The organism is Streptomyces capillispiralis, from assembly GCF_007829875.1.
Taxonomy (GTDB): Bacteria; Actinomycetota; Actinomycetes; order Streptomycetales; family Streptomycetaceae; genus Streptomyces; species Streptomyces capillispiralis.
On record NZ_VIWV01000001.1, the window covers coordinates 7,025,593 to 7,038,829 of the forward strand.

Consider the following 13,237-nt stretch of genomic DNA (forward strand, 5'->3'; position numbering starts at 1 on the left):
CTCACGGGTGCAGCCGCTTGTGGATCCCCACCGCCGCGGTCACCACCAGCGCACCGAACAGCCAGCCGCCGAGGACGTCCGTGGGCCAGTGGACGCCCAGCCAGACCCGGGTGAGGCCGACCCCGGCCACCGACACGACCGCCACGGTCACCGCCGTGCGCCACAGGGCGCGGCTCACCCCGTGGCGGTGCAGCAGCCACAGCAGCAGGCCGCACACGACCGTCGCCGTCATGGCGTGGCCCGACGGGAAGGCCGCGTAGTGCGCCGAGTCGACCGGGTCGGGCCAGACCGGCCGGGCGCGGTCCACCGCCGCCTTCAGGCCCTGCTGCAACGCCGTCCCGAGGGCGACCGTCAGGACCAGCCACATCGCCGTCCACCGGGCCGCGTACCGCCACACCAGCAGCGCCACCACCACACCGCACAGCACCCGCATCGTCCACGGGTCCCACACCCAGTCGGTCAGGATGCGGGAGGTCTGCGTCAGGCCCGGTTCCGCGACCGCCCAGCGGTGGGTGGTGCGGGAGATGTCGCCGTCCAGGCCGATCAGCGGGCGCCACTCGACGGCGACGAGCGCCAGCAGCAGTGCCGAGCACAGGGCCAGCACTCCGGTGGACAGGGTGGCGGGGCGGCGTTCGGGGGACCGGGGCGGGGATTCGACGTGGGAGGTGTGCATGGTCACGATCCTCGCCGACCGGCGGCCCCGGGGCCAGTTCCCCCCTCCCACCGGGCCCGGCGCGCGGGCCCGTTCCCCGGCCGGCGCCGGCCCGCGGGCTATCCCAGCGCCCGCAACCCCGGTACGAACGCCACCAGTACGGGGATCACCGGCACCAGCGACGCCGCCGCGGTCAGCCGCAGCCGCCGCCCCGCGGTGAGCCGGTCAGGGGGAGTGAGCAGCCGGTGCACACGGGCGGTGACATGGGCCTGCGGGGTGGGGCAGGGGCCGAACACCCCGCGGTGCTCGTTGAGTTCCACCAGGGCGAGGGCCGTGGTCAGCCGGCCGAAGCGGCGCGACGCGGTGTCGTCGGCGGCGAGTTCGACCAGCCGGTGCATCTCGTCGCGGAACGCCGCGAACACGGGAACTCGCGGGAACCCGTCCGCCAGCGCGGACGAGCAGTGCAGCAGCCAGTCGTGCCGGGCCCGCGCGTGCCCCCGCTCGTGCGCGAGCACGGCGTCCAGCTGTCTGCCCTTCAGTCGGCGCAACGCGGCCGTGGTGACGACCAGTCGGGGCGGGGTGCCCGGCAGCCACCAGGCGTCGGGCCGCTCGCCCTCCAGGACCACGAGCCGGTCGGCGCCCGGCTCCTCCCCGGGCAGCAGCGGGGCCCGCACCCGCAGGCCGGCCCGGCGCGCCCGGCGCCGTGCGCGGGCCCGTCCGACCTCCCGGACCAGCATCGCGGCGCTCCACAGACCCCCGCACGCCAGCGCCAGCGCGGTGGTCTCCGCCCAGAGTCCGGCCGTACCGAGGGCGTACGCCTCCACGACCGCCCGGGGCGCGGTGGCGAAGACATGGCCGCCCACCGCCCGCCAGGCCGCCGCCGCGCTGAACGTCATCGACAGGGCGCAGCACAGCAGCACCGTCGCGATCAGGCACTGCCACGCCCACAGCGCCACCACCGGCTCGCGGTCCGGCCAGTCGGCCCGGGCGAGCAGCCGGGGACCCGTCACGGCGGTCAGGACACCGAGCAGCAGCAGGGCCGCGGGGAGGATCATGTGAGCAGCCTATGAGCGCGGACCCGCCGGCGGTACGGACCGGTGAACCGAAGTGACGCAGGCAACGGCGCCGTGCCCGCACCGCTCCCGCCCTCACATCGTCGGCAGCATCGCCACCATGGCGATGGCCATGGCCAGCCGGCAGGCCCGCGCCAGCTCCGGCCGGTCGCCCCAGCCGACATCCCGGCCGCCGCCCGGCGTGCCCGCCACGGGCACCAGCCGTGCCCCGGTCACGAGCACGTACGCGACGAAGTAGAGCAGCAGGCTCCCCGTCAGCAGGGGGATGTCCGCGCCGTTCCCCGCATGCCCGTGTCCGCCCGTCCGGGAGGCGGCCATGGTCACCGCCATGTGGACCATCGCCCCGGCGCCGATCAGATGGTGCAGATGGCACGCGCCCGCGCGGGCCGCCCACAGCGCCTGCAGTCCGGCGGCGCCGAACACCGCCGCACCGGCCGGCCAGGCCCAGGCCGGCGGGGTGAACGCCGCCGCGGGCACCGCCATCGCGGCCATGCCGAACCCCATCAGCGCCTCGCCACCCGCGGCGCGGCGCTGCTCCTCCACGCGGCTGCGCATGCGCAGCAGACAGTAGGCGCCGGTCGCCGCGCAGAGCGCGACCAGCAGCCAGCCGGACGACGCCGGTCCGTGCACCTGATCCTCCCCCTCGGCCCGCTCGACGGTCGGGAAGGGGATGCCCGGCGCCGACGGCGGACACGCGGGCGCACGGGGGTGTGCGGGGAGTGTTCGGGGGAGCGTGGCAGCTCAGGGGATATGTTTCACAGGTAAATTACCTGCTAACCTTTCCGCATGAGCAGTGCGCCCCCCGCCCCCACCGCCCGGCCCGCCCGGCGTCTCCCGCTCGCCGACGTGCTGCGCCTCGGGCGCCCGTCCGACATCTGGTTCAAGCCGGCCCTCAGCGTGGTCGCCGCGGTCGCACCGCCCAGCCTGCTGCTGGTCGCGCTCGACCGGCTCGATCTCGCCCTCTACACCATGGCCGGATCCCTGTGCGCCCTGTACGCCCACAACCGTCCCTACGCCGCCCGCGCCAAGGTGCTGGCGGGCGTGGTCCTCGGCATGCTCGCCGGCCTCGCGACGGCCCTCGTCGCCGCCTCCCTCACCCGGAACGCCGTCGTCCTGGTCACCGTCGGCGCCGTGCTCGCCGCCGCGCAGAAGGTGCTGTGCGACGCCACCCGCGTCGGGCCACCCGGCAACGTCGTCCTCACCTTCGTCAGCTCCGCCTCGCTGTTCGTGCCGCAGACCCCCGGACAGGTCCCCGGCCACCTCGGGCTCGCCGCCGCGGCCGGCCTGTGGGCCTGGCTGGTGGGCATGGCACCCGCCCTGACCAGGCCGCACGGCCCCGAACGGCGCGCCACCGCGCACGCCCTGAACGCCGCCGCGGCGTACGCCGAGACCGCTGGCACCGGCGACGGGCACACCGGCGCCCGTGTCACCGCCCTCGCCGCCGTGCAGGCCGCCCGGCAGTCCCTGCGCTCCGCCGGGAGACGGCCCTCCGCCACCCGCCGCGCCCTGGCACGGCTCGTGGTCCGCGCCGAGGTCGCGCTCGCCGCACCCACCGACGCCGACCCGGCCCGGCTGCGCGCCTGGGCCGGCGCCCTGCGCGGAACCGGCCCCGTCCCGGACACCGGCGACCCGCGCGCGGACACCGCCGAACCGGCCGCCGCGCGGCGCACCCCCAGGGCTGGGCTCGGCGCGCTCGCCGCGCTCACCCCGCTCGCCGCCCGCACCGCCGTCGGCTGCGCGCTCGCCGGCTACGCCTCCCTCGCCCTCGGCATCGGCCGCCCCTATTGGGCCCTGGTCACCGCCGCCGCCCTCTACCAGGCCAACCTCAGCCTCACCTGGGGCCGGACCGTGCAGCGCGTCGTCGGCAACCTCGCCGGCGTGCTCCTCTTCGCCGCCGTGGCCCCGCTCGCCCACCTCGGCCCGCTCGCCCTCGTCCTGTGCTGCCTGGCCTTCAGCTTCGGTGCCGAGGCGCTCATCAGCCGCAACTACTGGCTCGGCAGCGTCTGCGTCACCCCGCTGGCGCTGCTCGTCACCGGGTTCGCCGGCCCGCAGCGGACCGGTGACCTGGTCACCGAGCGCGCCGTGGACACCCTCGTCGGCGCCGCCGTCGGATTCGCCGCCGCCCTGGCCGTCACCGACCGGCAGGCGGGCGACCGCGTCGTCCGGTCCCTCACCGCCGTCGACCGGGCCCGCGAGCACGCCGCCCGGGTGCTCGCCGACCCGGGAGCGGCGCCCGCGGCGGTGGAGACCGCCCGCCGCGACCTCGCCGCCGCCCTGCTCGACCTGCGGGCCACCGCCGACGCCGCGGCGGGCGAGTGGTGGCAGCGCGCGCTGCCCCGGGAGCGGGTCGTGCTCGCCGAGCGGTCGGGACACCGTACGCTCGCGGCTACGGTACGACGCCAGGGGCTGCTCCCGGACCCCGGCACGGACACGGAGGACGTACGGCCATGACGGCGACCGAAGGACCATCGGCGACCGACGGCGGGGAGCCGTCCGCGACCGGCGGGGGCCCGACCGCCCCCGGGCGGGACGACACGGTCGCCGCGGTCGTCAGGCAGTGGCGGGCCGTGCATCCCGGGCTCGACACCGGCCCCATGGAGGTCATCGGCCGCATCAACCGCTGCGCCGCGCTCCTCCAGCAGGCGGAGGACGCGCCGCTGCGCCGGGCCGGTCTGACCCGCCCGGAGTTCGACCTGCTCGGCGCGCTGCGCCGCACCGGCCACGAACTGACCCCGAGCGAGCTGGCCCGCGAGACGTTCTCCTCCGGCGCCGCCGTCACCAAACGCCTCAAGCAGCTCACCGAACGCGGACTCGTGGAACGCCGCGGCGACGCCCGCGACCGCCGCGTCGCGCACGTGCGCCTCACCGATACCGGGCGTGACCTGGTCGACGGCATCCTGCCCGCCCAGCTCGCCTACGAGACCGCCGCGCTGTCCGGCCTGGACGGCCCCGAACTCGGTGAGCTGGCGTCCCTGCTGGGCGTACTGCTGGGGCAGCTGGAAGGGCGGCTGGGCGCGCTGCGGGCGTGAGCGCCCTCCTGCCGGCCGCCGCCCGCCCGCCCCGTGCTCACGCGGCCGGGTCCACGGCCCCGCGCACGCCGAACATGGCGCCCTGCGGGTCGCGGAGCACCGCGATGCGCGGGCCCTCCGGGTGCGAGACCGGCTCCATCAGCACGGTGCCCCGCGCCCGCGTCGCCGTGTCCGCGGCGGCGTCCACGTCGTCGACCGCGAAGTACGGCAGCCAGTGCGCCGGCACCTCGTGGGGGAACTTGTCGTCCATCGTCACCATGCCGCCGAAGTCCGCGCCCTCGACGCCCCACCGCGGGTAGCGCCCGGAGGGGGTCACGCTCCAGCCGAACACGCCGGTGTAGAACGACACGGCCTGCTGCGGCGCGCGGGTCAGCAGCTCCACCCAGCTAAGTGCCCCGGGCGCGTCGAACACGCCGGCGCCCGGGAAGGAGCCCGCCTGCCAGAGCTGGAAGACGGCACCGGTGGGATCGGCCGCCACCGCGAAGCGGCCCAGGTCGAACACGTCCGTCGCGTCGACCAGCGTCCGCCCGCCCGCGGCACGCACCTCCCGGAGGGCGGCATCGGCGTCGGGCACCGCGAACGACACGTTCCAGGCGACCGGCTGAGACTCCTGGTACAGCGGTGCCAGCGCGGCGACCGCCGCGTCACCGAGGTACGCGACCGTGTAACCACCGGCCTCCTCGCGCGGATCCGTCTCGGGACGCCAGTCGAAGAGCCGGGTGTAGAACCGCTGTGCGGACTCCAGGTCGGTGGTCCCCAGCTCGGCCCAGCAGGGCCCGCCGGTCACCGGCGCGGACAGGTCCATGGCGCTCCCTTCCGTCCCTCAGCACGCTAAGCCCGGCTTCCGGCCGGGGCCATCCGGGCCGGGACGGAGGCCGGCGCCGCGGCGTCAGATGCCCGGCCGGTACCGCAGCGGATGGTCGGCCGGGATCTCGACCAGCACGATCGGTGTGCCGTCCGGGTCGGCGATCCACATCTCGACCAGCCCCCACGGCTCCTTGACCGGGGGACGGACGATCTCGACGCCCCGGGCCGCCAGCTCCTCGTGCGCCGCCGCGACGTCCTCGACCTGGAGCCACAGCCGTACCGCCGGGGACGCCGCCGACGGGCCCTCCGAGCGGCCCGAGAGCTCCAGAAACCCGCCGCCCAGGAAGTAGACGGTGCCGCGCTCCGGGCCCGTACCGAACTCGCGGTGGACGGCGAGGCCCAGCTGTCCGCCGTAGAAGGCGCGGGAACGGTCGGGGTCGGTGGGCCGGAGCAGGACCCGGCTGCCCAGTACATGCACCATGGGGCCGAGCGTAGCGGCCGGGCTAGGGTCTGTCGTTTGGACCAGGTCGGCTGAGAGAGACCGCGCCTCTCAGCCCGCCCGAGCGGGGCGTGGTGCGTGCAGCTGCAAGGCGGAGGAGGGCGGCGACGCGGAGCGTCGGCAACCGATGACAACGCGGCAGATGCGCGTGCCACGCCCCGCGACGCCGACCTGATCCAAACGACAGGCCCTAGTCTCGTTCCCGGCCGAGCCACGCCGATACGACGCACACGAAGCGGGAGACCTGCCCATGGAATCCGTCACCGACGCAGCACCGACCTTCCGGGACGCCACCGAAGCCGACGTGGACGCCCTCGTCGCGCTGATCGAGTCGGCGTACCGGGGAGAGTCCAGCCGGGCCGGGTGGACGACCGAGGCGGACATCCTCCAGGGACAGCGGACCGACCCGGAGGGTGTGCTGGAGGTCATCAGGTCGCCGGACAGCCGGCTGCTGACGGTGGAGCGCGAGGGCCGGATCGTCGCCTGCTGCCAGCTCGAACACCGCGGGCCGCACGCCTACTTCGGGATGTTCGCGGTGAGCCCCGCCCTCCAGGGGGCCGGACTGGGCAGGACGATCATCGCGGAGGCGGAGCGCCGGGCCCGCGAGACCTGGGGCGCCGACGAGATGCACATGACGGTGATCTCCGTGCGGGAGGACCTGATCGCCTGGTACGAGCGGCGCGGCTACCGCCGTACGGGAAGGATGACGCCCTTTCCGTACGGCGACGAGCGCTTCGGGATCCCGCAGCGCGACGATCTGCGGTTCGAGCTGCTGGTGAAGGAACTGGTCTGACGGCTCACGCCGTGAAGCGGCCGGTGCGCTTGATCTCCGGGTAGTCGGTGGTGGCGCCGTCGAGTCCCAGGGCCCGCACCAGCCTGAGGTGGTCCTGGGTGTTGACCACCCAGCCGATGACCGCCAGGTCCGCCTTCCGGGCCCGCTCCACGATCTCCAGGGTGAGCCGGCGGATGTTCAGGCAGACGGTGGAGGCGCCGGCCCCGACCGCCCGGTCCACGACGTCCGCCCCGTAGCGGCTCGCGATGAGCGCCGTGCGCACCCCGGGCACCAGCCGGGCGATCTCGGTGATCGCCTCGTCGTGGAACGACGACACCTCGACCCGGGCGGCCAGGTCCCGCCCGTTCATCACCTCGGCCAGCGCCCGGGCCGCCTGCACGTCCTTGATCTCGGCCTGCAGCGGGGTCCGGACGGCGTCCAGGACCTCCTCGAAGACGGGAACGCGCTCGCCTTGCCCGGCGTCCAGGGCGCGCAGCTCGGCGAGGGTCTTGTCGGCGATGGCGCCGGTGCCGTCCGTGGTGCGGTCCACGTCCGTGTCGTGCATGACGACGAGCGCGCCGTCCTTGCTCAGGTGCAGGTCGAGTTCGATGACGTCGAGGCCCGCTTCCTGGGCGGCGACGAAGGACCGGAGGGTGTTCTCGGGGGCGACACCCATGACTCCGCGGTGACCGATGGTGAGGAAGTTCAAGATGCGACTCGCTTCCGTCGACGGCGGCGGGGGGCCGCGTCCCTACGGCCCTCCTGGACCGTATCGCCTGTGCCCGCCGCGTCCAGAGGCTGAACATCGATCGCACGCAGCAGCGCCCAACCGGGTGTCAGGCAGGAAAAAGTGCGGTGAAGGCCGGGGTGGGGCAGGATAATTTCCCGAGGTGCCCCTTGCTGGGAGAAACCTCATGTGTATACGGTCTCCATACGCGAGGTTCTCCCGTGGAGGATGGGACATGACGGAAATTCTTGTGCAGGTGGGTACCGAGGGGCAGGTTCCTTCGGAGACCAGGGTGGTGGAGCACCCGGCATGGCCCGTGCTCAAGGATGCCGTGGAGCGGATCCGGCCCTGGCAGTCCAAGGACGGGTCGATCGACTTCGGCGCCGAGGGCGCCCCGTCCCGCGCCGACGCCGAGCGCGCGGTGCGCGAGGTGACCGGGGCCGTCGAGCGGCTGTCCCCGCTGCTCCCGCACGACCGCGCCTACCACGAGGCGCTGGTCGAGGACCTGGGCCGCTGGGCCGAGGGCGGCTTCGAGGTGCCCGACTTCCTCGACTCGCTGCTGGCCTTCCAGCCGGCCGCGCACCGCGAGGACGGACTGCAGCACCTGGTCGTCTTCCCGATGTACACGCAGAACGGCAACCCGGACCGCAACCTCGAGGCGGTCGTGCTGCGCATGGTCTGGCCCGACTGGCTGGCCGAGCTGGAGCGCACCCGCTACGACAACCCGCTCTTCTGCGGCATCACCTTCGAGGACTTCACCGCCGGCTACGACACCAACTCCGCGGTGCTCTTCCCCGAGACCATCGCCGTGCGCGAGGCCCCCGAGCGGTTCACCTGGGGCGGCATCTTCTGCGACCGCGAGGCCGCCCGCTTCCGCCGCGTCACCGAGGCCGCCGTGGACATCCTGGGCCTCGAACTGCCCGAGGACGTCGCCGCCATGGTCCACGACCGGAAGCGCTGCGAAGAGGCGTTCGTGCTCTGGGACATGGTCCACGACCGCACCCACAGCCACGGCGACCTGCCCTTCGACCCGTTCATGATCAAGCAGCGCCAGCCGTTCTGGATGTACGGCCTGGAGGAGCTGCGCTGCGACCTCACCGCCTTCAAGGAGGCCGTGAAGCTCGCCGGCGACGGCGTCCCGCAGGCCCGTGACGTCCAGGTCGCGGTGCTCTTCGACCGGATGTTCCGCTTCCCCGTCACCGGCGAGCGGGTCCGCAACTACGACGGCCTCGGCGGCCAGCTGCTCTTCGCCTACCTGCACAGGCACGACGTCGTCCGCTGGACCGACAACAAGCTCTCCATCGACTGGGAGCGCGCCCCGCAGGTCACCAACCAGCTGTGCGCCGAGATCGAGACGCTGTACCGCGACGGCATCGACCGCCCCAAGCTCGTCCACTGGTTCGCCGGCTACGAGCTGGTCTCCACCTACCTCTCCCCGCACCCCGGCTCCAAGTGGGCCAAGGGCCCCGACGCCCTGGACCTGACGCAGCCGCCGCGCAAACTCGTCGATGACGTGCTTCCGGACGAGTTTCCGCTGAGCATGTTCTATGAGGCACTGTCCAAGAAGCTGAAGAACGTGATCGCCTCCACCAGGGGCATCACGGCGGACGGTGCCGAGCGGGTCGCCGCGTGAGCGATCGCGAGTCCACAACTGCTCAGGAGGCGAGGATCATGGGGAACGGGGCGCTCGACGGTGCGGTGATCGCGGTGGCCGGCGCGGGAGGACCCGCGGGCCGGGCGGCACTGCTCAGGCTGGCCGAGGCGGGGGCGACGGTCGTCGGCTCCGACAACGACCCGGAGCGGCTGGCGGAAGCCGTCGACGCGGCGCGCTACGCGCACGGCGGCGCCACCGTCACCGGGGAGACGGTCGACCTCCTCGACCTGAACTCCACCCGCGAGTGGGCCTCCCGGGTCGAGAAGGAGTTCGGCCGGGTCGACGGCCTGGTCCACCTCGTCGGAGGGTGGCGCGGCAGCGAGACCTTCACCAAGACCAACCTGGACGACTGGGACCTGCTGGAGCTGCTGCTGGTGCGCACCGTCCAGCACACCTCCCTCGCCTTCCACGAGGCGCTCCAGCGCAGCGACCGCGGCCGGTACGTCCTGATCAGCGCGGCCGGCGCCACCAGGCCCACCGCGGGCAACGCCGCCTACTCCGCGGCCAAGGCCGCCGCCGAGGCGTGGACGCTGGCCATGGCCGACTACTTCCGCAAGGCCGGGGGCGAGCAGGGGCCGACGTCGGCGGCTGCGATCCTGGTGGTGAAGGCGTTGGTGCACGACGCGATGCGCGCCGACCGCCCCAACGCGAAGTTCGCGGGCTTCACGGACGTCAAGGACCTGGCCGAGGCCATCGCCGGAGTCTGGGAGAAGCCCGCCGCGGAAGTGAACGGAAACCGTCTGTGGCTGACCGAGAAGCCGTGAACCCACCGAGGACCGACGCGCGTCGTCATCACGACCCGGACGTCCGCGGTTTCGCCAGCGACAACTACGCCGGGGCCCACCCGGAGGTGCTCGCCGCCCTGGCCCTGGCCAACGGCGGGCACCAGGTCGCGTACGGCGAGGACGCGTACACCGAGAACCTCCAGCAGGTGATCCGCAGCCACTTCGGTCCCACCGCCGAGGCGTTCCCGGTCTTCAACGGCACCGGCGCCAACGTCGTCGCGCTCCAGGCGGTCACCGACCGCTGGGGCGCGGTGATCTGCGCCGAGAGCGCCCACATCAACGTGGACGAGGGCGGGGCGCCGGAGCGGGTCGGCGGCATCAAGCTGCTCACCGTGCCCACCCCGGACGGCAAGCTCACCCCCGAGCTGATCGACCGGCAGGCGTACGGCTGGGACGACGAGCACCGGGCCATGCCGCAGGTGGTCTCCATAGCCCAGGCCACCGAGCTGGGCACGGTCTACACCCCGGACGAGATCCGCGCCATCTGCGAGCACGCCCACGGGCACGGCATGAAGGTGCACGTCGACGGCTCCCGGCTGGCCAACGCCGCCGCCACGTTGAACGTGCCGATGCGCGCCTTCACCAACGGGGCGGGCGTCGACCTGCTGTCGCTCGGCGGCACGAAGAACGGCGCCCTGTTCGGCGAGGCGGTCGTGGTGATCAACCAGGACGCCGTCCGGCACATGAAGCACCTGCGCAAGCAGTCCATGCAGCTGGCGTCCAAGATGCGCTTCGTATCGGTGCAGTTGGAGGCCCTGCTCGCCCGGGACCTCTGGCTGCGCAACGCCCGGCACGCCAACGGGATGGCCCAGCGCCTCGCCGAGGGCGTGCGCGCGGTGCACGGTGTGGAGATCCTCCACCCGGTGCAGGCCAACGCGGTCTTCGCCCGCCTGCCGCACGACGTGAGCGAACGGCTGCAGAAGCGGTTCCGCTTCTACTTCTGGGACGAACCGGCCGGCGACGTCCGCTGGATGTGCGCCTACGACACCACCGAGGACGACGTGGACACGTTCGTGGCGGCGCTCAAGGAGGAGATGGCCCGCTAGGCGTGCATAGGTATGCGGTCGATCGAAAATGTATTGCCTTTCGGTCGACCGCATACCTATGCTCTGGCGTCATGCAGCTGATCCAGGAAACCCCGGACCTCTCCGCGTATCTCGCCGCCGATGAGGCGATCGACCACCATCACCCGCTGGTCCGCGCGACGGCGGCGCGCCTCGCCGCAGGGGTGGGTGACTCGTATGAGTATGCGCGGGCGGCGTTCGAGTTCGTGCGCGACGCCATTCCTCATTCGCAGGACGCGGGCGACCCCCGTGTCACCTGGCGCGCCTCCGACGTCCTGGACCAGGGCACCGGCATCTGCTACGCCAAGGCCCACGCGCTGGCCGCCCTGCTGCGGGCCGAGGACATCCCGACCGCGCTCTGCTACCAGAACCTCGGCGTCGTGCACGGTCTGGTCGCCGTGCGCTTCCGCGGCGCCTGGCACCGCCAGGACCCCCGGGGCAACAAGCCCGGGGTGGACGCCCGCTTCTCCCTGGACGGTGAGCGCCTGGCGTTCACGCCCGACCCGTCGTCCAATGAGGCGGACCATCCGGTCCTGTACGCTGCACCGCATCCGGCCGTCCTGGAAGCCCTCCGGGCCGCCGTCGACCGGCCGCACCTGTGGCGGACGCTCCCCACCTCACTCCCGGAGCAAGGCGCACCATGACCTTCACCCTGACCGTGTCCGACGAGGTGCGCACCCTCGCGCCCGGTTTCACCCATGTCGCCGTCGAGGCAACGCCACCTTGATCCAGCGCCTTATCCTTCGCCCCCGTAGCGCGGAAGACAGAACGGAACCGGCGTGCACGACGCCGGTTCCTGGTCACGGTGACCCCATCGACGGCGCGGGGGCCGCGGGAGGGCGGGTGTCAGCGGGCCTCGGCCTCGCGGACCTGCTCCGGCGTCGGGGCCGTACCGCCGAGATGGGCCGGCATCCACCAGGTGTCCTCCGGACCCTTGGGGCGCACCGGGTAGGCGCGCTGCGCCGCCTCCAGCAGCTCCTGCACGCGCTCGCGCACCTGCCGGGTGATCGCGCCCGCGTACTTGTCCCGGGAGGCCTCGATCGCCTCGCCGACCCGGATGGTGATGGGGGTGTGGCTGCGCTTGAAGTTGCGCGGGTGGCCCTTGGTCCACAGCCGCTGCGTACCCCACACGGCCATCGGGATCAGCGGTACGCCCGCCTCCTGGGCCAGCCGCGCGGCACCCGACTTGAAGCTCTTGAGGGTGAACGACTGGGAGATCGTCGCCTCCGGGAAGACGCCCACGATCTCACCCGACCGCAGCGACCGCAGCGCGTGCTGGTACGCCGCCTCGCCCTGCTCGCGGTCGACCGGGATGTGCTTCATGCCGCGCATCAGCGGACCGGAGATCCGGTGCCGGAAGACCGACTCCTTCGCCATAAAACGCACGAGCCGCTTCTGCGGCAGTGCGGCCAGGCCGTTGAAGACGAAGTCGAGGTAGCTGATGTGGTTGCTCACCAGCACGGCGCCGCCCGAGCGCGGGATGTTTTCCGAACCCTGGCAGTCGATCCTGAGGTCCCACACCTTGAACAGCGTGCGGGCGAAACCGACGACGGGCCGGTAGACGAGTTCTGCCATGGGCGGGTCGGAACCCTTCCTTCTCTGCCTGGGAAGGAAGCTCCCAGTCGAAGTTACGCAGCCGTAGGTTTTACGGCTTGTCGCAGATGGTGCCCGAAGAACGGCCGGTGAACCAGCCCTGGTGCCCGTGTGCGGCGAGATTCTCGTCACGTCCGCCCCTCACCGACCTCCGGCTTCGTACGGACGGCCGGGAATGCGCGCGGCCCGGGGAACGCTGCAACCGGTTGACAGCGGATCCATGACAGGAGGCGGCGAGTGCGGGGTCACGACGGCACGGGGCGGCCCGACGGCGCGCCACCGTGGGCCGGGCTGGGAGCCGAACTGGGGGAGCGCGCCACCCTGCTGCAGTTCTCCAGTGCCTTCTGCGCGCCCTGCCGGGCCACCCGGCGGGTGCTCGGCGAAGTGGCCGCACTGGTCCCGGGCGTGGCCCACGTGGAGGTCGACGCCGAGGCCCGGCTGGACCTCGTACGCCGTCTGGGCATCGAGAAGACGCCGACGGTGCTGGTGCTCGACGCCGCCGGCCGGATCGTGCGGCGCGCGACCGGGCAGCCGCGCAAGGCCGATGTGATCGCCGCGCTCGGGGAGGCCGTGTGAGGGCGG

15 protein-coding genes and 1 pseudogene are annotated in these 13,237 nt (G+C 73.3%); 9 read left to right on the forward strand and 7 right to left on the reverse strand.

Annotation, left to right across the window (positions count from 1 at the left end; translation table 11 throughout):
• Position 1: 1 nt before the first annotated feature.
• The 3 genes from FHX78_RS30925 to FHX78_RS30935 form a co-directional block, all read right to left on the reverse strand.
• Positions 2-673 carry a phosphatase PAP2 family protein gene (locus FHX78_RS30925; RefSeq protein WP_145870682.1) on the reverse strand — a complete coding sequence of 224 codons (672 nt, stop codon included), beginning with the start codon at positions 671-673 and terminating at the stop codon, positions 2-4.
• Between the two features lie 98 nt (positions 674-771).
• Positions 772-1,707, reverse strand: a complete 936-nt coding sequence (locus FHX78_RS30930) for a M56 family metallopeptidase (protein WP_145870683.1) — start codon at positions 1,705-1,707, stop codon at positions 772-774.
• A gap of 93 nt (positions 1,708-1,800) precedes the next feature.
• On the reverse strand, positions 1,801-2,355 hold the full coding sequence (locus FHX78_RS30935) for a DUF5134 domain-containing protein (protein WP_145870684.1): 555 nt from the start codon (positions 2,353-2,355) through the stop codon (positions 1,801-1,803).
• A gap of 156 nt (positions 2,356-2,511) precedes the next feature.
• On the opposite strand from FHX78_RS30935, the gene FHX78_RS30940 reads away from it, so the two are divergent.
• Both FHX78_RS30940 and FHX78_RS30945 read left to right on the forward strand, forming a co-directional pair.
• Positions 2,512-4,176, forward strand: a complete 1,665-nt coding sequence (locus FHX78_RS30940) for an FUSC family protein (RefSeq protein WP_145870685.1) — start codon at positions 2,512-2,514, stop codon at positions 4,174-4,176.
• Positions 4,173-4,754: a MarR family winged helix-turn-helix transcriptional regulator gene (locus FHX78_RS30945; RefSeq protein ID WP_145870686.1), complete on the forward strand. Its 582-nt coding sequence runs from the start codon at positions 4,173-4,175 to the stop codon at positions 4,752-4,754. Before FHX78_RS30940 ends, FHX78_RS30945 begins: the two co-directional genes overlap by 4 nt.
• Before the next feature lie 37 nt (positions 4,755-4,791).
• Here the strand turns inward: FHX78_RS30945 and FHX78_RS30950 are convergent, their stop codons facing one another.
• Both FHX78_RS30950 and FHX78_RS30955 read right to left on the reverse strand, forming a co-directional pair.
• Positions 4,792-5,559, reverse strand: coding sequence for a VOC family protein (locus FHX78_RS30950; RefSeq protein ID WP_145870687.1), 768 nt, complete (start codon positions 5,557-5,559; stop codon positions 4,792-4,794).
• Positions 5,560-5,643: 84 nt separating this feature from the next.
• Positions 5,644-6,042: a VOC family protein gene (locus tag FHX78_RS30955; protein ID WP_145870688.1), complete on the reverse strand. Its 399-nt coding sequence runs from the start codon at positions 6,040-6,042 to the stop codon at positions 5,644-5,646.
• Positions 6,043-6,310: 268 nt separating this feature from the next.
• Here FHX78_RS30955 and FHX78_RS30960 point away from each other — a divergent pair, with 268 nt between their 5' ends.
• The gene (locus FHX78_RS30960) at positions 6,311-6,853 is read left to right on the forward strand and encodes a GNAT family N-acetyltransferase (protein ID WP_145870689.1); all 543 of its coding nucleotides are present in this window, start codon (positions 6,311-6,313) and stop codon (positions 6,851-6,853) included.
• A gap of 4 nt (positions 6,854-6,857) precedes the next feature.
• On the opposite strand, the gene FHX78_RS30965 is transcribed toward FHX78_RS30960, so the two are convergent.
• Entirely contained in the window at positions 6,858-7,541 is a 684-nt protein-coding gene (locus FHX78_RS30965; RefSeq protein WP_145870690.1) for a glycerophosphodiester phosphodiesterase, read from the reverse strand.
• Between the two features lie 253 nt (positions 7,542-7,794).
• On the opposite strand from FHX78_RS30965, the gene FHX78_RS30970 reads away from it, so the two are divergent.
• From FHX78_RS30970 to FHX78_RS37660, 5 genes and pseudogenes are all read left to right on the forward strand, one after another.
• A complete protein-coding gene (locus FHX78_RS30970; protein ID WP_145870691.1) occupies positions 7,795-9,192 on the forward strand; it encodes a DUF6421 family protein in 1,398 nt (465 codons plus the stop codon).
• A 38-nt stretch (positions 9,193-9,230) separates the two neighbouring features.
• Positions 9,231-9,977: an SDR family NAD(P)-dependent oxidoreductase gene (locus FHX78_RS30975; protein ID WP_167531893.1), complete on the forward strand. Its 747-nt coding sequence runs from the start codon at positions 9,231-9,233 to the stop codon at positions 9,975-9,977.
• On the forward strand, positions 9,974-11,044 hold the full coding sequence (locus tag FHX78_RS30980; protein WP_145870693.1) for a threonine aldolase family protein: 1,071 nt from the start codon (positions 9,974-9,976) through the stop codon (positions 11,042-11,044). The genes FHX78_RS30975 and FHX78_RS30980 overlap by 4 nt, the downstream gene beginning before the upstream one ends.
• Before the next feature lie 71 nt (positions 11,045-11,115).
• Positions 11,116-11,706, forward strand: a complete 591-nt coding sequence (locus FHX78_RS30985) for a transglutaminase domain-containing protein (RefSeq protein WP_145870694.1) — start codon at positions 11,116-11,118, stop codon at positions 11,704-11,706.
• Positions 11,703-11,777: pseudogene (locus FHX78_RS37660) on the forward strand (cytoplasmic protein); the annotation flags it as partial. The gene FHX78_RS30985 and the pseudogene FHX78_RS37660, both read left to right, overlap by 4 nt.
• A gap of 131 nt (positions 11,778-11,908) precedes the next feature.
• On the opposite strand, the gene FHX78_RS30995 reads toward FHX78_RS37660, so the two are convergent.
• On the reverse strand, positions 11,909-12,637 hold the full coding sequence (locus FHX78_RS30995; RefSeq protein WP_145870695.1) for a lysophospholipid acyltransferase family protein: 729 nt from the start codon (positions 12,635-12,637) through the stop codon (positions 11,909-11,911).
• A gap of 234 nt (positions 12,638-12,871) precedes the next feature.
• Here FHX78_RS30995 and FHX78_RS31000 point away from each other — a divergent pair, with 234 nt between their 5' ends.
• Positions 12,872-13,231 (forward strand): TlpA family protein disulfide reductase, encoded by a 360-nt coding sequence (locus FHX78_RS31000; protein ID WP_373313047.1) that lies wholly within the window; start codon positions 12,872-12,874, stop codon positions 13,229-13,231.
• The last annotated feature ends 6 nt before the right edge of the window (positions 13,232-13,237 follow it).

What these genes read in the sequence shown, in the direction of transcription:
- FHX78_RS30925 (WP_145870682.1), bottom strand. Translation starts at nt 673, where the DNA reads ATGCACACCTCCCACGTCGAATCCCCGCCCCGGTCCCCCGAACGCCGC.
- FHX78_RS30930 (WP_145870683.1), bottom strand. Translation starts at nt 1,707, where the DNA reads ATGATCCTCCCCGCGGCCCTGCTGCTGCTCGGTGTCCTGACCGCCGTG.
- FHX78_RS30940 (WP_145870685.1), top strand. Translation starts at nt 2,512, where the DNA reads ATGAGCAGTGCGCCCCCCGCCCCCACCGCCCGGCCCGCCCGGCGTCTC.
- FHX78_RS30945 (WP_145870686.1), top strand. Translation starts at nt 4,173, where the DNA reads ATGACGGCGACCGAAGGACCATCGGCGACCGACGGCGGGGAGCCGTCC.
- FHX78_RS30950 (WP_145870687.1), bottom strand. Translation starts at nt 5,559, where the DNA reads ATGGACCTGTCCGCGCCGGTGACCGGCGGGCCCTGCTGGGCCGAGCTG.
- FHX78_RS30955 (WP_145870688.1), bottom strand. Translation starts at nt 6,042, where the DNA reads ATGGTGCATGTACTGGGCAGCCGGGTCCTGCTCCGGCCCACCGACCCC.
- FHX78_RS30960 (WP_145870689.1), top strand. Translation starts at nt 6,311, where the DNA reads ATGGAATCCGTCACCGACGCAGCACCGACCTTCCGGGACGCCACCGAA.
- FHX78_RS30970 (WP_145870691.1), top strand. Translation starts at nt 7,795, where the DNA reads ATGACGGAAATTCTTGTGCAGGTGGGTACCGAGGGGCAGGTTCCTTCG.
- FHX78_RS30975 (WP_167531893.1), top strand. Translation starts at nt 9,231, where the DNA reads ATGGGGAACGGGGCGCTCGACGGTGCGGTGATCGCGGTGGCCGGCGCG.
- FHX78_RS30985 (WP_145870694.1), top strand. Translation starts at nt 11,116, where the DNA reads ATGCAGCTGATCCAGGAAACCCCGGACCTCTCCGCGTATCTCGCCGCC.
- FHX78_RS30995 (WP_145870695.1), bottom strand. Translation starts at nt 12,637, where the DNA reads ATGGCAGAACTCGTCTACCGGCCCGTCGTCGGTTTCGCCCGCACGCTG.